Below are 17,373 nucleotides of genomic sequence, written 5' to 3' on the forward strand. Positions count from 1 at the left end.
ACAGGCCCTCCTTCATTAAAACTATCATCTCTTTATTATAACGCAAACCTAAGCTGTATCGGCGATAAAAAGGACGAAGACTTTAACCCATGGGTTAAAGTCTTCTACTGACTGACTAGTTTGTAGACTCGCAATGAGTCCGTTCAACATGTATCAAATCACTAACATTAACGGCACCGTCCTCACGGACGTTGACAACAAGTACCGGAGTTCCCAGCATTCCGCTGATCCACTCCTTATAATCATCCACATGATCATTCGGAAGAATCGTCAAGATGACACCAGCAAAGCCACCACCATGTACTCTGCATGCGCTGTTATCTATTGACTTTAAATACATTTCGGTTAAAGCCAGTGCAACCGATACGTCTTGTTCCCGCGCAATCCCACTTCTATATACGTTTTGGAGCCATTTCCATGAGGAATTACCAGATTCGGTAACGAGCCTCAGGAAATCAGTAAAGCGTCCCTCCTCCAGTGATTTCACCTGTTCATCCACGCGTCTATTTTCTTCAAAAAAATGCAACGCCCGCAGTACTGCACGGTCTCCTGCTTTTTCCCTGACCATTTTAAGGTTGGCATATAGATCCTCCGGCAATAAGTCACGGCAAACCGAAGCGTCTAAAGACTGAGCCACTGCAAACATTTCGTTGGGCACCGCCGCATAATCGTCCGTTAAATCAGCATGATTTCCACCTGTATTTACAATAACGAGGGAATATCCGTTTTGTTCAAAATTCCAATGAACAGGATTTATGATCGGTTCCTTGGGATTTTCAAAGTCAATGGAAATCAAGCCACCATACGCGCAAGCCATCTGATCGAGCAGCCCCGACGGCTTGTTCCAATAGCCATTTTCCGCATACTGGCCAATTTTGGATTTAGCAACAGCATCTAACGCTCCCTCGTTATAAAAATGATTTAATATCGTACATATCAACATTTCAAAAGAAGCGGAAGAGCTTAAACCTGAAGCAGAGAACACATTGCTTGATATATAAGCTTGGAATCCCCCGATACGGTATCCGAATTCAAGTAGACCAGCGGCAATGCCACGGATCAGCAGCATCGTACTGTCATCCTCCGGTTTTGGCGACAAGTCGGTTAAATCGATGACGTACTTCGTCTTGTAGCCTTCAGAAAAGAATGTAATTACAGACTCCTCCACTTTAGAAGCTGCAGCGATGGTATCGAGTGTAATACTGCCTGCCAGCACCTTCCCGTGATTGTGGTCTGTATGATTCCCACCAATTTCGCAGCGCCCCGGAGCACTAAACAGTTCAATATCCCCTACACCAAAATGCTCCCGATACGCCTGTATAAGGGATTCATATCGAGTCGTTTGCTCAGAGATTTGCTGTTGACCGTACATTCGGGCAAGCACCATTTGTCCCTCTCTGGAATTCAATAGTTCCATATCTTTCATCGTATATCCCCCTAATTGTATGTGTTTTCCTATGCTGGAATGATACTATCATTATCTCAATTTTCCCTGTATGAAAGTATGGCACTTTTAAAATTTGTAAGCGCTTATTTTAATCGCTTTACTGAGCATTTTACCAATATAACAAAAAAAGAACCAGCCCCTAATTGGGCCGGTTCCTTGAATTTCTTTTTAGTCGCGTTTCAGTACATATTCCCCATCATTATTACGAGTTACTGTGGCGCCAAGCGCCTCGGCAACTGATTTGAAAGGAACATACAATGTACCATATTCATCCGTATATGGAGCTTGTGGCAGCGTCAATGTGCTTCCTTCCAATACAGCCTGTTTGGAGCCACTTTTCAGCTTAATCGTCTTACCTGTAATATCATCAATTACAGTAGTCTGTTTGGCAGCTGCATCCCATTTTAACTCGGAGTTCAGTTCGCTCGTCAGTTCACGCAATGGAATAAAGGCAGTACCACCACGATTCTCCAAGACGTAGTAATCGTCTTTAGGATCGAAAATGGTTTCTACTTTTGTAATTTCCAAATCATTTTTTAAAATGTTGTAGATCGGAGAATTCGCTTCAAAATTGCGCAGCGTTGCTCCCGGAGTTAATTCAGCTTGTTTATTCAAATCAATAACACCGTTAGAAATATCCACTTTATCAGCCGTCACACTACCATTGACGTTCCAGGATTGAGTTTCGGTCAGAATTGTGAAGGACTTCACCGGAAGACCGTCCACATCTGGCAAAGCAACCGTCAGGTCTGTCGCCGCTTTGCGAACATTTCCTTTTTCATCAAAATACATGTCGCTTTTCAGAACCGTGTTAGCACTCAGAACCGTTTTGATTTCAGGGGACTGTGCATACATGGCGCTAACTCCTACATCATACTGATCAACGGCCAGGTCCAAATACTTTTTAACTTCGGTATAAGCCTCATTGACCATTTTTTCTTTGTTAGCACTCAGTTCTGCTGTTACTTTATCACTACCTTCAATATTCATGCCGGAAGCGATCGTTTTAGTCATATCAATGGCTTGCCCGATCAGCTCTTTCAAGCCTGCTTCGTCCTTCGCCAGATTCGCCAGGAACGGTTTTACCAATGTTACCAGCTCATCACCACGAAGTTCAGCATGCAGATGGGTCAGTTTCACTTTGTCTTTTTCACCGTATACTTCCTCGGTTACAGACGTTGCAGAAATGGTCGAAGGGTTAGGCGCATGCTTGAGCATAAGTGCAGCGGCTGTTTTCGTCAGTTCTCTCACGTCTTTGGAATATACATATGGATCAAATCCAGCAGGCAGACCGCTCAAACTCTCTTGCGAGTTCAAAGATATGTAATAAGGTTTTTTGGCACCTTCCAGTTGAATAGCCAAACCTTGGCGGTCTAATGCAAGTTCAAACGGCAAATTATACTTATCGATGTGCAATGTACCTTTGGCAGAAGCAAGTTCCTCTGATTGTACCTTGGCTTCATCCACAGTGACAGAAATCGAATTAATCAAATCTACGATTTCTTTATCTCCTTGCGTGATTCCTTCTTTTGGAGTCAATTTAAGAGAGATTTTCTCCGTTGTCTGCTGGGATTTCACATCAAGTGTTCCCAATAAATTTTTACTTACATCAAATCCGCCTACTGCCTGGCAACCTGTCAAAGCTACCATTAACAAAATAAGAGGGACGGCGATCCATTTTTTTATATTCATATTAATCCCCTTTCAATATATTTCCGTAATCTCTTCTATTATCTCAGTGTTAACACGCATTGTAAATGAGTAGAATGGAAAATAGAACTAGTTATTTAGGATCAATTTTCAGCCTGAAGCATCCGGTAAGCCAGTAGTGCCATCTCCAGGCAACGACGTTTGTCAGGGTCTGCCAGATTTCCCTCTATGATTTCATTAATTTTATCCAGCCGATTATAAAGGGTCTGTCTGTGAATGTACAAAATTCCGGCGGTATCACGCTTGGAGCCATGGGATTGAAAATAGGCATCCAGTGTATCCAGAAGCTGCATATGGTGCTCACGATCATGCGCAATCAGCTCGCCCAAATGGTCCTCTACGAACTCTTGTAGAAAAGGAATGCGGGGCACCGCCTTCAACAACTGATAGATTCCGATGCTATCGTAAAACAACCGATCCTTCATAACTGGGACGCTTCGTGCCACTTCAATGACCTCATATGCCTCTTCAAAACTGCGATCCGTCCCCGTCATGCGATGCCTTACCTTACCAAAGCCTGCATGAATGCGCACCTTATCAAGCTGTCCTGCGGCATAATTCTGAATATATTGAACAGTATGGGCAAGCACTTTTTTCATTTGCGCTGCGGAACGCAGTGTTAATTCCTCCTTGGCACAAAGGATGTAGCATTGACTTCCCTTCATCATCAGCAGGTTGTGCAACGTTTCTTTTTTCAACAATGAACGAAGCAGCACTAGCACATCCTGATTGATGGATTCCTTGCGTACCTGACTGGCATCCTTGTCCTGATGTTCTACCTCAATGACCCCTGCCCAAAATAAATACTGCCCCTTCGATAACAATCGCAGGCCCATCCGGGTCTGAGCCTGTTCTTCACTGGGAAGCTGCCCGCTCAGCACATCCTGAATCAATTCATTTTGATTACGCAGCAATCTGTCTTCAAGAAACTGTGTTCTCAGCACCAATGTAGCGGCTGCCTTGGCAGTGTAATCGAGTAGCAGCGACATTTCTTCCGTCGGCATTTCACTATGCAGTACCAAACCTACTGCAGAAAACACCTGACCGAAGCATACAACGGGCTGGAACAAGACGGCAGTGGACTCATTCAGGTGAAACAGCAGATGCCCCTCCCGATCGGCGGTCATACTAGATTCCACTTCATTGGCATAAAAACCTGCAATACGGTCCGCTAGATCCGGCTGGACGGAAGGTACGAATCGATTGGTTTCAATGGAAGACATGTAGATGACCTGCCGGGCTGCATAGTCATGAAGCACACGCAAGAGGGCGTTCATATCAGTGCTGCGCAGGGTTTCCTGCTGAAGCTGACGTGAAAATCGCTCCAGATCTTTTAGAAGTTCATGATGTCGGTTAATAAGTAGGGAATGAATATCTTGTGTAATTTCAACAAAACGTACTGGCTGCTCAAATACGATGACCGGGAAGTGTTGTCGTTCCGCCAACTCCAAAATTTCAGAGGGGATTTCATGAATGCTCGTGCCCAGCTCCACACACAATCCCGCGGCTTCCGAGCGGATCAGTTGCTCCATATACTCGGCACGCTCTTCCCCCTTCCGGGTGAGCCACAGGCCGGTCGTCAAAATCAAGTCATGACGGCTCACAAACGGAGAAACATTTGTGATTTCTAGCACATGGACCCAACCCACAAGGCGATGTACGCCCTGTTCCCCCGCCGCCAGCTTCGCCCGCCGGAAAACGGGACGTTCCAGCACATCCGCAATGGTAAATGTTTTTTTACCGTTCATCGGCATTCTCCTTATGCTTATGTCTTTATGTCATTTTATATGACATATATTCATCAAAAAGTCGAGCCTTTAAGTCAGATAATCCGACAAAATGTATGATGTCAAGGAGCTTCACCCCTTGTAAACTGTACCTAATCTAACATGAATTGCATTTATCGGCTTGGGTCCATGTAACTAATCGGCAGGGCTGCGCAAAAATGATAGTGTAATTTTCTTAACAATTATTTTTAGGAGAGGTGAATGAAATGAAAATTGGGGTTCCGAAAGAGATTAAAAACAATGAAAATCGTGTCGCTCTAACGCCAGCAGGTGCAGCTCAATTGATTCAACACGGACATCACGTATTTGTGGAAAGCCATGCAGGTGTTGAAAGCGGCTTTACGGATGGAGAATATGCCACTGCGGGTGCGACTCTTGTGCAGCAAGCTGCGGACGTGTGGTCCCAGGCGGATCTGATTATCAAGGTAAAAGAGCCGCTCTCCTCTGAATACGTATATTTTCGACCAGGATTGATTTTATTCACCTATCTACATTTGGCTGCCGAGCCAGCACTGGCCCGCGCTTTAACAGACAACGGCGTAACCGCCATTTCCTATGAGACGCTAGATGTTGAAGGCAGCCTCCCGCTGCTTACTCCGATGAGTGAGGTTGCCGGTCGAATGGCTGTACAAATTGGAGCACAACTGCTGGAAAAACCAAAGGGTGGCAAAGGCATTCTGCTGGCAGGTGTGCCGGGGGTGAAACGCGGTAAAGTGACCATTATTGGCGGAGGGGTGGTCGGGACCAATGCTGCCAAGGTCGCCATCGGTCTTGGGGCAGATGTGACACTGATCGACCTGAGCCTGCAAAGACTGCGCCAACTGGACGATATTTTTGGCAATCAGCTCCATACGCTGGTGTCCACCCCGTCCAACATTGCTGAAGCCGTGGCGCAAAGTGATTTGCTGATCGGTGCTGTCCTGATCACTGGTGCCAAAGCTCCGCGGCTCGTAACGGAAGCCATGGTACAGACGATGCAGCCCGGCTCTGTGATTGTGGATGTGGCCATCGACCAGGGCGGCATAGTCGAGACGATTGACCACATCACGACACACGATCAGCCTACCTATGTGAAGCATGGCGTCATTCACTATGCGGTAGCAAACATGCCGGGCGCGGTACCGCAAACCTCGACGCTCGCTCTGACGAACGCAACGCTCCCCTTTGCTCTCCAGCTCGCAGATTTGGGTGTGCAGGAGGCGCTTCGCAGAAGCAAGCCACTGCTTAGCGGCACCAATGTCCTGAACGGACATATTACCTATGAAGCGGTCGCACGTGATCTGGGATATCCTTATGTTCCCGTAGAACAGGCATGGCAGGCAAAAGCCTTACAATAAGCTCAAAGAACCACACGCTCTTCCCAGCAGGGACTGAAGCGTGTGGTTCTTTTTGTGCTAGCTGTATCCACCGTACTTACTGCATTTCAGACGATCTCTGACGAAAGGAACGTTTGGAGATGGCGATAAATATCTGTGATTTCTTCCAACGACATGCGCACCAGTCCGCTAGACGAAGGTGCCACAAATTCATGCATCTCGGGAATGAGCGGTTCAGGCTGAAATCCCCAATTTACTTTGGATTTTTTACTGTATTCGGTGTACACGCCTTTGCCGACAAAGCAAGCAACCTTCGGGCGGTATTCCTTTAGCTTCTCGTATAGCTTCAGACGTCCTTCGGCGTATTCCTCGCGTGAAATATCCTCTACTCCCCTCGTGGGACGGGAAACAATGTTCGTAAAGCCGAAGCCCAGCTTCAGCAGCTCCCGATCTTCCGATGGATCGTACAAGCGAGGTGTCAAGCCTGCTCCCTCCAGTATGCGCCAAAATCGGTTGCGCGGATTCGCATAATGATGTCCTACCTCGCCTGATTTCAAGCTGGGATTAAAGCCGATGAATACAACGGATAATCCATAATCCAGATGATCATCTACCTCATGCAGTTCTGTCTCTCGCTCTGTCATGGGCTCCTCCTTCCTCAAACCATATCCAGCGGCTGCTTCCGCGTTGGCGGAGGAAAAACTTCGTCTATTTGTTGAAGTTGTTCAGGAGTGAGCCGAATACTTGCTGCCGCTGCATTTTCTCGTACATGCGATTCCTGCACCGCCTTCGGAATTGCCCAGACATCACCGTCCCGTATGACCCAAGCGAGCGCAACTTGGGATGGAGTTACCCCGTGGCTGGCAGCAATGTCTACCATAACAGGATGCTCCAACAGCCCCCGTCGCAGGCGGCCACCTTGGGCAATCGGGCAATAGGCCATCACAGGCACCCCATGCGTACGGCTCCAAGGTAGCAGATCATATTCGATGCCCCGCGAAGCTGCGTGATACAGCACTTGGTTGACAGCGCAGGCTTCGCCTCCACTTAGGCTCCATAGCTCCTCCATGTCGGACTTGTCCAGATTGGACACTCCCCAGCTGCGGATTTTGCCCTGCTCACGCAGTTTTTCCATACCTTGTATCGTCTCTTCCAGCGGAATATTCCCACGCCAATGCAACAAATACATGTCCACGTACTCCGTTCCCATTCGGGTAAGGCTCGCCTCGCACGCTTGAGCCAGTCCTTGACGGTCCGCATGATGAGGATACGCCTTGCTAACAAGATAGACATCATCCCGGCGACCCCGAATGGCCTCTCCGACGATCTCTTCTGCGCCGCCCTCCGCATACATTTCAGCCGTGTCCACCAGCGTCATGCCCAGCTCTAAGCCAAGTTGAAGCGCGCGCACTTCTTTCTGGCGGAGTGATGCTTTTTCACCCATATGCCACGTGCCCTGCCCGATTAGCGGCACTTCACGACCGTCAGTCCAGGTAATCACACTTTTCTTATGTTGGCTCATATGCATTCCCTCCTTAGGAACCTGATGCCACAGGCTTGTCAAATACATGGCTCTGCATCCAATGCTGTCCACCATCCGAGGTGGTATACATGACTGGGGCTTGCTCTGAATCCGAGAAAATAGCCCAGCCTTCCTTGGCATTTGCCATCCCGATTTGCTGACCACCATAACCGTCAAAGCCTTGCTTGCCATTGTTCCACGTCTTGCCGCCGTCAGTCGTCCAGCCGATGGTATTGGGCTTGTCGCACGGTGCGCAGTAACCGCCCATCCATGCGGTACTGCTATTAACCGCATAGAGCATACCTGGTGCAGCCCCTTCATTTTTGGGAACCTGGTTGTCTTGCTGGCTAATACCTGGTGCCGGACCGCCGCCAGCGGTGGCATTCGCCAACACAGCACGCCAGCTTTGTCCACTATCGGCAGTATGCCAAAGCGAATACGACGTCTGATTCATCCCCGTATCGCCAACCAGCTCGATCCATGCGTTGCCACGTTCTACCGAACGAATAATGGCTCCATTTAGAGGCGCCTCCGTTGTCCGTGACATGACAGTAGTCCACTTTTGGCCCCCGTTAACCGTGTGTAAAATCTGAAACGAACGGTCTGTGTCCTGCGTAACTGCCCAGCCGTTTCGCTGATCATGGTAATATGGCTGTCCTACCAAGTGGCCAGGCACGGGGAGCGAAGACCAGCTTTGCCCGCCATCCTTCGTATATTGGTTGCCACTGAACCCTTCCTTGGATGATACAAAGTGTAAAAAGCCCGCTTGCCCTTGCTCAGGTACAGTCCCGACAACCTCCCAGCGTTTGCCGCCATCGCGAGTGGCCAGCAGCGATCCGCTGTCTGCCATAACAGCCCAAGCCTGCTGCCCGTTCAAGGCAAAAATCTGCTGAACCGTACCTTGACCCTGATATTGCACATTCCACGTCGATCCGACTGAACCGGATGCAACCGCGTCCGTACGGGCAATCCAGCCATTTCCGCCGATCCAGCCGGATTGGCCGTCGATCAAACGCAGCGCGGTAATATTGTCCATGCGGACCTTCGCTATCGTAGTGTCTGTGGTTGCTTGTCCTCCTGTTTTCGGTGTATCTACAGTGGTTCCTGAACCATTCGCTTGTGCCGAGGTGACACCCTTTTGCTCATTTTGAGCTGTTTGTCCTGTTTGCGAGCCTGTTTCACACCCCGCTGTCACTATGGCTACGGCGAGCAAAAGCACCCAGACCGATGTTTTTTTCTTCATTTTCGTTCATCCCCTTATGTTGGTGATATACATGCTGTGCGGGTATTGTATTCACAGCAAAGCATATTCTATGTATTACCCTGCTGTCTTCGTTTCACTCTTAAGGTGAATATACGGTGACTGTATGCAAATCATCGTTACAGGATTACGAGTTTACAGGAACAAAGCCACCCTTTTCGATGGCCCGGGTTCCTTCTTCGCTTTGCAGCCATTCGAGTAATCGTTGCATCGAAGGGCTTGGTTTCTCGCCTTCCCGTGTGACCACGAACAGTTGAGCTGTGAATGGATATTGTTTCGAACGAATGTGTTCTTTGTCGGGCTTCACTCCATCAATAGATAAAAATTTGACCTCTTGACGATTATGCATCACATTTGCGAAATAATAAAATGAATAACCGAGCGCATTGTGATCCTTGTTAAAATCAGCAACTGCATTAATCATTTCACCCATTATACCAATTCGGAGTTCCCGAGGAGGTTCAGCCATGTCATGACCTTTCATCACTTTCTTTTGCATATATGTTTGACTTCCTGAATTCTCCTCCCGCTGATAAGCAACGATCGGCTGATGCTTTCCCCCTACTTCACTCCAGTTACGAATAGATCCTTCATATATACGACGAACCTGCTCCGAAGAAAGTCCCTTGACTGGATTGTCTTGATGTACGAGAAAAATAAATGCATCCCACCCAATGGGTGTGAGCTTCATTTGAATTCCCCGGCTTTTTGCCAGACGCAGTTCCTCATCGGAAGGACCGGCCACCAGGATCAGATCCGCCTTCTTTTCGATCAAATTGACATATGCCTGATGGGTCGTGTTGAATCTCAGCTCGTGCGCCGCTCGCGCCTTGCTCATTCCAGTCAGTTCATGCAGCATATCCTGTGCAAAAGGAATGGCCGCCGTAGCCCCGTCTACTACCGGAAAATCCCTCTCTGCAATGTACGGGCGTTGAGGAAGCATCAGTGTAATCGTTAGCACAATGACGAGCGCAGCAGATATCGCGGCAACAATCCATTGCCATCTATGATCCACCTTACCATTCTTGTCGGTTAGCGCTGGATAACGATTCACCCCAACTCCTACTACCATGCCAGCTATCGGCAGCAATGCTGCCAGTAGAAACCAAACTTCACCATGCTGTGTATATGGCCCCAATACCTCCAACACAGGCTCCGCCCAAGCGTGATAGAGTGAAAAGAGCTCCCACGCCCCTCCCACTTCAGCAGGTTGGCCACCAGACCCTTGTATTCCTACAATCCACAACCACAGCCCACATAATAATGACAATAGCCCAGTCAGCATCAGCGAAAGCTTGCCCATGCTAGACATACGCGCACTCAAGGCACCATAAGCTGCAAAAATGAGACCGATAATCCATGCATATAGAAGTAGTATTACAAACACAGTTGTATCTGTGACACCTTCATGCCTCAGCAGAAGCTGCACTTGGGGTGCCACAACCATACTCCAAACTACATTAAACATGACTGAAAACAATCCAAACATAAACGTACCGCCCAGCCATGGCCAAAACCATGCTATCCGCACAGACTCATCCTTTTCCGGCTTGGTTATAACTCTCTTTGGATCAGACATGTACATCCCCCTATATCTAATGAATGAAATGAGACTGTAAACCATTGCTTCTTCATTGTACAATTATGGTAAAGATTAGTATACGAGAGGAGGATAAAAATGTCCTTAACCGATCACCCGAATGAGGAGGCGGCACTCAAGCTGCGTATGGCAAAAAAGGCCTCCCCACGGGAAAGGCCTTTTTGGTATCGAATCTTCTTTATATCGCTCTGGCATGGATCAAAAAACGGTGCTACTTCACGTCCCAGTACCCATCACGTTGGATATCCAAATACAGACCATACAGCTGTTCTATATATTTCTCTGGCTGAAAGTCTGCAATCTGCCATTCAATGGCTTTTAAATAGTAAACAAGTGCAAAATACGTCGTACCTCCGTTGGCGAAAATGACTCATGCTTATTCAGCACAAGATCGAACCCGGCATCGCCAAACGGAGGGGAATTGTCATCCTGTATAGCCATATCGTGGGCTTAAGGAATTGCTGGTAAAGCCTTTGCAAGCTCCGGTGTCATATCGTTCGGAGTAAAATAGCAATAGCGTGTATGGGGGTCTGAACTAAATAAAGGTTTGATCTTGACCTGAACCAGGTAAGTGCCTTTCGCCATATTTGGAGTATAGCTATAGGGTCTGCGCTTTTCCAGTACAGTGCTCCAGAGCTTCGGATCTTCAATCGTTATTGCTTTATGCTTCTGTTGGATGCTTTTAAATAGCTTATAGTCTTCAATATACTGATTGGGTTGATAAGGTTCAAGCTCTTCAGCAATAATAGGAACAGCCCGTATCGAAAAAATATCCTTGGAATCAATGATCACCTTATCCGCATACCCCTTTTGCTCTAGCCAACCTGTAAGCTTGTGATAGGAAGCCGGCCATTCAAATGAAAATTCACGATGCCAGCTCGGTTCGTTATTGGTAAAGGATGACTCTTTGTTTATAATAGAGATACTTCCCAATGGATATTCCTCTGATTGCATTTCGCTATAACTCATATTTAATACTTCTTCTCTGAGTATATCTTCAAATTCACGAGTTTCTTTTGGATTGGTTAAAACCACTCGTCTTTCATTATCATCTACGGATTGGATATTAATTGTCTCTGCTTTTCCTTGCAGCTTATCCAGCTCGTATCTTACCGTTTTATAAGGCTCTGCTTCCATCACTTTAGTCAGTTCTGTCCGGAAAGGCTTCTCCGGGAATGTATAGCGGCGAGTCATGGTGGAACCATCATCCAAGCGGTAGATTATGACTGCCCTTTCGACGGCCAGGTTTTTGGACAATGTTTTCTCGCCAGCTGCATGTGCACGTACGAGTTCACGATGTAAATTCAGCACAGAGGCGATATAGGCCCTGTCTTGGGAGTAATAAGCTTCTTTTTCTGCATTTCCCCCTAGAGGCTCCTCTTGCCCGACATAAACTTTTTCTACGGAGTGTGCTGTTGGAATCCGCCCCTCATAACCCAACCAACCTGATATCGGGATATATAGTACCAGCCCCATGATCACACCGTACACGACCATTTCCACCAAAGCTCGAACACGCACAATTTGCCACGTCTTGCGGACGACCATCTCTACAACGATATAGCCTAGAACAGCTCCAAGTGCATACCCAAAAATCGACCAATTTGCTGCTCCTCTTGTACCTGCATTATAAAAATAATCGCCTATTACAAGCATGGCGCATAGTATAACCCCTGCCTTGAACAAAGGTTGAAAGAAAGAAAACGCCATGGCCTGAGTCGCCTTCTCGACCAAGCGTTTACGATACAAACCATAACTCAAGGCAACAAACAACAGAGAGATACCTAAATAGGCAAGTAGCTCCATGTAGGAAAAGGCGCGCTGCGGCAAATTGTCCATAATGCGTACAAACGGCGATAAGTTATCCCAGACATTATTACTGCTGCGAAACTCCGAGCCGTTAATATATTGAACAATGGTTTCTCGCACTTGCACATAACCGTATAAATTACGTTCCAGAAAACGCCCTATCATCATGGATAGAAACTGAGGCAATAGCAGCAAAACATACACTACTACGATCTGTAGCAACGATTGTCCCACACAAATCCCTACAAACACAGTAAAAGTAAACAGGAAAATCGTAAGGACGGATACGACCAGAGCCCACGATCCAATATCATGGATATGAAAAATATAAGGCAGTTCGACTGACGTGTTAACCCAAGCAGTTACTCCCGCAGTCAGCCATACAGGTACAAGTAAAAGAATAAGACCGCTAATGAAATGTGATGTTAATAAATGCTCTCTACGCAAAGGTAGGCTGTGATACAAATCGGATGACCCCTGTCGCTGAACAAAACGAAGCAGCATCACACCTGCCAGCACGGGTACGGTCGTTAAGATTAATTTTTGCAATTCATTACCTGAGCTTGTGTTATCAAACAAGCTTTTTAAAACCACTCGTGGTTGTTCATCACCAATGCTCATAAACAATGGCAGCAGTACTGTAAACAGCAATCCTACCAAGTACAATAGACCGATCCAGCCATGCTGTCTCAGGCTTTGGCGAATTACGCCGCCGCTACAGAAGAATCGGTTGGATGTCATAACCTGCGTCCTCCATTTCATAAATGAAAATTTCCTCAAGCGTCAGCGGCAACAAATCGAATACATGCGGCTCATACGCTTCAATTGTCTCTGCAATCCGCTCTCGCTCACCCCGGATAATAAGCAGCAGAACACTGCCCCTCCGCTCCTTATGTACGACCGAAAGTTGGCCACAGACAGCTTCCTCATGCATGCTGTCCCGAAAAGCAACCTGCACCTTATGCGTATCAGATTTGAGGTCGTCGACCTCTTTTTCCAACAGCATCCGTCCTTGGTGCATAATGCCCACATGATCACACATGTCTTCAATCTCACGCAAATTATGAGATGAAATTACGACGGTCATCTCACGTGCAGCGGTTTCTTGGAACAAGAGATTTTTGATCATTCTACGCATCACGGGGTCCAGACCATCAATGGGTTCATCCAAAACCAGCAGCTCAGGCATACAGCTCAAGGCAAGCAAAAAAGCGGCTTGGCGCTTCATCCCTTTGGAAAATCGGTGAAGTTTGCGCTTCGGGTCCAGCTTAAAAATACCTGTAAGCTGTGTGTAGCGTTCTTCACTCCAACTTGGATAAATAGAGCGGTAAAACCGGGCCATCTGACGAATTGTCGCTTGTGGGAAGAAATAGGGGGCATCCGGCAAAAACAGAATGTGCTGCTTGACTTCAGGCTGCTCATATACCGGCTGTCCACCGATTAACACCTTGCCAGCATCGGGTCGGTAAATCCCGGCAATGATTTTGAGCAAGGTCGTTTTCCCAGCTCCGTTCGAGCCCAGCAGTCCAAAAATGGAGCCCTTCTTTACCGTAAGGGCTAGCTGATCAACAGCTTTTTCTTCTGTAAATGTCTTTGTGACTTCCCTTAATTCAATCAAGGGACATCCCCCTTTCCTTTGTTTGCATAGCTTCCACGTATATGTCGTCCACTTCCTGCTGTGTAAAACCGAAATGGACGGCTACAATCATCTGTTTTAACAACGCCGCCCGAATCTCATCCCGCTTTATTTGTTGCGGTTGCTGCTGGGTAGGCGTGACAAAGCTGCCTTTACCTTGAACGGAATAAATGTATCCTTCTCGTTCCAACTCTCGATACGCCTTCTGAATCGTATTCGGATTCACCGTTAGCTGAGCGGACAATGTCCGTACGGAAGGCAATTGCTCATCCGGCTGAAGTGATCCGTACACGATCATTTCCTTTACCCTGTCCATAAGCTGTTCGTAGATCGGCTTGCGGCTGCGGATATCCAGCTCGAACATGGACTTCCTCCTTTCAAGACTTATTCTGATTCACTTGTATATACTGAACTGTTCTAACTGTACTATTATTAATAGTACAGTTAGAACAGTTTGTCAATCTTTTCTTTGGGTATTCCTTACAAAAATAACCGTGATGCATCATGCATCACGGTTATCGCTTTTTAGCCTTCCCTTGACTCATAAGGTTCATCACGGCTTATATTCGCAAGCGTTGAACCTTCTGGCAGCTTAAGATCCAGCTGGAACCGGAACGTCGCTCCTCTAGCCTCATCGCTATCCACACCAATGGAACCCCCCATCAGCTTAACCAAGTTTTTACAGATGGACAATCCCAGTCCTGTCCCTCCATATTTTCGGTTCAGTGCCGGATGAAGTTGGGAAAAAGGCTGAAACAATAGATGCTGGCGGTCTGCTGGAATACCGATTCCAGTATCCGTTACACTGAACTCAATCAGGCATCTATTTTTACGACGGCTGTAAGCCTTTCTCTCCACAAAGATATTTACACGCCCTCGCTCCGTAAATTTGATCGCATTGCTCACCAAATTCACCAGCACCTGTCGAATACGCACATGATCACCGACCAGCATTCCCGGCATTTCCTGATCCACATGCCATTCCAGCTCAATGCCTTTTTCCATAGCCTGCGTCATGAATAGGTCAGCCACACTGCCGACCACATCATCTAGCACAAAGGACTCGTGCAGCAAAGACATTTTGCCAGCTTCGATTTTGCTCAAATCCAGTATCTCATTCAATATCTGCATTAAAGCACCGCTGCTGCTGGTAATAATGTCTATATAGCTACGCTGCTCCTCATCCAATTCAGTATCTGCCAGTAACCCTGCCATGCCTATAATGCCGTTCATCGGTGTACGAAGCTCATGACTCATCACAGAGAGAAACTCTGACTTGGCCCGATCAGCGCGTTCGGCAGACTCCTTGGCCCGAATGATCTCCTTTTCATTCGTCCTGTCTACAAAAACCATCACAGCCCCTTTTCGCTCGCCATTATCCATCAAAGGACTGATTCGATAGGAGGCCAGAAAGCTGGACCCGCCTTTTTTCCAAAATACTGCTTCCTCTGCCTGATAAGAAGCTCCGCTTCGAATCGCTTGAAGAATAGAGGACTGTTCGTCCGGAAAATGGCTGCCAATCTGGTCTGCATGGCGAATGATATCTATGCATGCGTCGTTCAGCGGATTAGCCGATCCTACGCCGAACATCTCGATAGCTGCCGGGTTCATAAAGCGGACATGTCCTTCGTTACTTAAACCCACAATTCCTTCGGATACGGCATTCAAAATAAGCGAATGCTCGTTGCTGAGCTTTTCAATTTGAGCAATGTAGTTTTTAAGAGGGGTAACGTTTTCTATAATCCCGTAGCAGCCTACAATTTCCTCTTGTACGAAAATCGGGATATTCGTCATCTTAATGAATAGACGCTCCCCCTCCTTATGTATGAATTCCGATTCATAGGTTTGTGTCTCCCCCTGCCTGGCCAGTTCCATATGACGCTTGATTTTGTCCTGTTCCTCAGAGGAAGCCATTACAAGTATTTCAGCTCCGATCAGCTCATCCTTCGTATAACCCGTAAGCTGCTCCAAACTTGGATTCACACTCAAAATATGACCTTCCATATCCATGGCGCATATCCCAAGCGGATTATGCTGGAATAGTGACTTATAACGATTTTCACTTTCACGAAGACGCTGCTCGATTTTCCGGTGCTCTGTAACATCCTGTATCATCCCGACTACTTGAACAGGCTTGCCTGCCTGCTCGTCCATCTCAGCTTCCCAGATCGAACGCAGTACCTTCTGTTCCCCATTGGGCAATACAATCCGGTAAAAGGTTTCTTCGTGAATTCCCTTTAAAATAACATTGTTGATAATCTGTTTCATCCGTTCTGTATCTTCGGGATGAACCGCCTTCATGAAGGCGTCAATACTTGTTTCAACCGGCTTGACGAGATAGCCAAAAATGCTGCGAAATTCCTTAGAAAAATGCATAACATTGTTGACCAGATCCCAGTCCCAGGAGCCGAACATCGCCAACTGTTGAGCTTTTGCCAGGTTCTCCTCGCTCTTTTGTCTCTCTGTGATATTCCGACCAATGGACAGAACCCGCTTGATTTTGCCCTGTTCATCTCGAATAACGCGGAATGATACTTCCAGCCACAAATAGTGCCCGTCCTTATGACGGACACGCCGCTTCATGATGCCTGTTTCCTTGAACATTCCATGTACACGCATGTAATCGGCATCCTCGACATGGTAAAATTGCAGCCGTTTTTTCCCAATCATTTCCTGCTTCGTGTAGCCAAGGAGTTTTTCTACCGAAGGAGAAATATATTGGAGTATGCCGTCTGCCGTGCTGTAAGAGATGACATCCGGCGTATTTTCGGTAATCAACATGTACAAATCCTCATTGTCCGAAAGCACCTGCGCCATGTCCTTTTTCTCCGTGATATCCATAGCATACGCAATCAAATAAGATTGCTCGGTAGCCTCATCGTCAAATATGGTTAATTCCAGCGCTAGCCAGACGGTTGTTCCCCGTTTATGTTTCAAACGCAGCTCTGTCTTATAGACTTGATCTGTAGCCTTAAGCCAACCTGCGTAAGCCTCCCTCAGCCCTTGCTGATCCTGAGCCTCATTATACAAGAGATGGTAATATCGGATATCCAGTAATTCCTCCTGCTCATATCCGACCATTTTGCAAAAGGCGGGATTGACGTACAGGCACTTCCCTTCCCTCGACAAAATCACGATTCCTGTCGGGGCATGATTATACATATGTTCCAGCAAAGGTAGTCGTCGAGCAGCAGAAAACACAATCAATCTCCTCCTCTGTAGTCTGGCAGTTTTATCTAACTCTATTATAACATTATATGGTATTTTTATAGCGGTGAGTCCACC

Annotated in this window: 13 protein-coding genes; 2 read left to right on the forward strand and 11 right to left on the reverse strand. The window is 47.1% G+C overall.

Features of this window, described 5'->3' with window-relative positions; all coding sequences use genetic code 11:
- Nucleotides 1-115: 115 nt before the first annotated feature.
- The 3 genes from NLX73_RS15510 to NLX73_RS15520 all read right to left on the reverse strand — a co-directional run bounded on the left by NLX73_RS15510 (nucleotide 116) and on the right by NLX73_RS15520 (nucleotide 4,905).
- Nucleotides 116-1,426, reverse strand: coding sequence for a galactokinase (locus NLX73_RS15510; RefSeq protein WP_250267601.1), 1,311 nt, complete (start codon nucleotides 1,424-1,426; stop codon nucleotides 116-118).
- Between the two features lie 189 nt (nucleotides 1,427-1,615).
- On the reverse strand, nucleotides 1,616-3,139 hold the full coding sequence (locus tag NLX73_RS15515) for a copper amine oxidase N-terminal domain-containing protein (RefSeq protein ID WP_254326600.1): 1,524 nt from the start codon (nucleotides 3,137-3,139) through the stop codon (nucleotides 1,616-1,618).
- Nucleotides 3,140-3,240: 101 nt separating this feature from the next.
- Nucleotides 3,241-4,905, reverse strand: a complete 1,665-nt coding sequence (locus NLX73_RS15520) for a PucR family transcriptional regulator (protein WP_254326601.1) — start codon at nucleotides 4,903-4,905, stop codon at nucleotides 3,241-3,243.
- Between the two features lie 245 nt (nucleotides 4,906-5,150).
- On the opposite strand from NLX73_RS15520, the gene ald reads away from it, so the two are divergent.
- The gene (ald, locus tag NLX73_RS15525; RefSeq protein ID WP_254326602.1) at nucleotides 5,151-6,281 is read left to right on the forward strand and encodes an alanine dehydrogenase; all 1,131 of its coding nucleotides are present in this window, start codon (nucleotides 5,151-5,153) and stop codon (nucleotides 6,279-6,281) included.
- 86 nt (nucleotides 6,282-6,367) lie between these two features.
- Here ald and NLX73_RS15530 read toward each other — a convergent pair whose 3' ends face one another.
- The 4 genes from NLX73_RS15530 to NLX73_RS15545 form a co-directional block, all read right to left on the reverse strand.
- Nucleotides 6,368-6,904 carry a mismatch-specific DNA-glycosylase gene (locus tag NLX73_RS15530; protein ID WP_254326603.1) on the reverse strand — a complete coding sequence of 179 codons (537 nt, stop codon included), beginning with the start codon at nucleotides 6,902-6,904 and terminating at the stop codon, nucleotides 6,368-6,370.
- Between the two features lie 14 nt (nucleotides 6,905-6,918).
- Nucleotides 6,919-7,782: an aldo/keto reductase gene (locus NLX73_RS15535; RefSeq protein ID WP_254326604.1), complete on the reverse strand. Its 864-nt coding sequence runs from the start codon at nucleotides 7,780-7,782 to the stop codon at nucleotides 6,919-6,921.
- A gap of 13 nt (nucleotides 7,783-7,795) precedes the next feature.
- Complete coding sequence (locus NLX73_RS15540) at nucleotides 7,796-9,025, reverse strand: beta propeller repeat protein (RefSeq protein WP_254326605.1); 1,230 nt, start codon at nucleotides 9,023-9,025, stop codon at nucleotides 7,796-7,798.
- A gap of 145 nt (nucleotides 9,026-9,170) precedes the next feature.
- Nucleotides 9,171-10,622 carry a PstS family phosphate ABC transporter substrate-binding protein gene (locus NLX73_RS15545; RefSeq protein ID WP_254326606.1) on the reverse strand — a complete coding sequence of 484 codons (1,452 nt, stop codon included), beginning with the start codon at nucleotides 10,620-10,622 and terminating at the stop codon, nucleotides 9,171-9,173.
- Nucleotides 10,623-10,721: 99 nt separating this feature from the next.
- Here NLX73_RS15545 and NLX73_RS15550 point away from each other — a divergent pair, with 99 nt between their 5' ends.
- Nucleotides 10,722-11,012, forward strand: a complete 291-nt coding sequence (locus NLX73_RS15550) for a hypothetical protein (protein WP_254326607.1) — start codon at nucleotides 10,722-10,724, stop codon at nucleotides 11,010-11,012.
- Between the two features lie 81 nt (nucleotides 11,013-11,093).
- On the opposite strand, the gene NLX73_RS15555 is transcribed toward NLX73_RS15550, so the two are convergent.
- From NLX73_RS15555 to NLX73_RS15570, 4 genes are all read right to left on the reverse strand, one after another.
- Nucleotides 11,094-13,193 carry a DUF6449 domain-containing protein gene (locus NLX73_RS15555; protein ID WP_254326608.1) on the reverse strand — a complete coding sequence of 700 codons (2,100 nt, stop codon included), beginning with the start codon at nucleotides 13,191-13,193 and terminating at the stop codon, nucleotides 11,094-11,096.
- The gene (locus NLX73_RS15560; protein ID WP_254326609.1) at nucleotides 13,168-14,070 is read right to left on the reverse strand and encodes an ABC transporter ATP-binding protein; all 903 of its coding nucleotides are present in this window, start codon (nucleotides 14,068-14,070) and stop codon (nucleotides 13,168-13,170) included. Before NLX73_RS15560 ends, NLX73_RS15555 begins: the two co-directional genes overlap by 26 nt.
- Nucleotides 14,063-14,452, reverse strand: coding sequence for a GntR family transcriptional regulator (locus tag NLX73_RS15565; protein ID WP_254326610.1), 390 nt, complete (start codon nucleotides 14,450-14,452; stop codon nucleotides 14,063-14,065). Before NLX73_RS15565 ends, NLX73_RS15560 begins: the two co-directional genes overlap by 8 nt.
- A 161-nt stretch (nucleotides 14,453-14,613) precedes the next feature.
- Nucleotides 14,614-17,289, reverse strand: coding sequence for a PAS domain S-box protein (locus NLX73_RS15570; protein WP_254326611.1), 2,676 nt, complete (start codon nucleotides 17,287-17,289; stop codon nucleotides 14,614-14,616).
- Nucleotides 17,290-17,373 lie beyond the last annotated feature (84 nt).

Source organism: Paenibacillus sp. CH40, assembly GCF_024213605.1.
GTDB lineage: Bacteria > Bacillota > Bacilli > Paenibacillales > Paenibacillaceae > Paenibacillus > Paenibacillus polymyxa_B.

What these genes read in the sequence shown, in the direction of transcription:
- NLX73_RS15550 (WP_254326607.1), top strand. Translation starts at nt 10,722, where the DNA reads ATGTCCTTAACCGATCACCCGAATGAGGAGGCGGCACTCAAGCTGCGT.
- NLX73_RS15515 (WP_254326600.1), bottom strand. Translation starts at nt 3,139, where the DNA reads ATGAATATAAAAAAATGGATCGCCGTCCCTCTTATTTTGTTAATGGTA.
- NLX73_RS15555 (WP_254326608.1), bottom strand. Translation starts at nt 13,193, where the DNA reads ATGACATCCAACCGATTCTTCTGTAGCGGCGGCGTAATTCGCCAAAGC.
- NLX73_RS15530 (WP_254326603.1), bottom strand. Translation starts at nt 6,904, where the DNA reads ATGACAGAGCGAGAGACAGAACTGCATGAGGTAGATGATCATCTGGAT.
- NLX73_RS15510 (WP_250267601.1), bottom strand. Translation starts at nt 1,426, where the DNA reads ATGAAAGATATGGAACTATTGAATTCCAGAGAGGGACAAATGGTGCTT.
- NLX73_RS15540 (WP_254326605.1), bottom strand. Translation starts at nt 9,025, where the DNA reads ATGAAGAAAAAAACATCGGTCTGGGTGCTTTTGCTCGCCGTAGCCATA.
- NLX73_RS15535 (WP_254326604.1), bottom strand. Translation starts at nt 7,782, where the DNA reads ATGAGCCAACATAAGAAAAGTGTGATTACCTGGACTGACGGTCGTGAA.
- NLX73_RS15520 (WP_254326601.1), bottom strand. Translation starts at nt 4,905, where the DNA reads ATGAACGGTAAAAAAACATTTACCATTGCGGATGTGCTGGAACGTCCC.
- ald (WP_254326602.1), top strand. Translation starts at nt 5,151, where the DNA reads ATGAAAATTGGGGTTCCGAAAGAGATTAAAAACAATGAAAATCGTGTC.
- NLX73_RS15565 (WP_254326610.1), bottom strand. Translation starts at nt 14,452, where the DNA reads ATGTTCGAGCTGGATATCCGCAGCCGCAAGCCGATCTACGAACAGCTT.
- NLX73_RS15545 (WP_254326606.1), bottom strand. Translation starts at nt 10,622, where the DNA reads ATGTCTGATCCAAAGAGAGTTATAACCAAGCCGGAAAAGGATGAGTCT.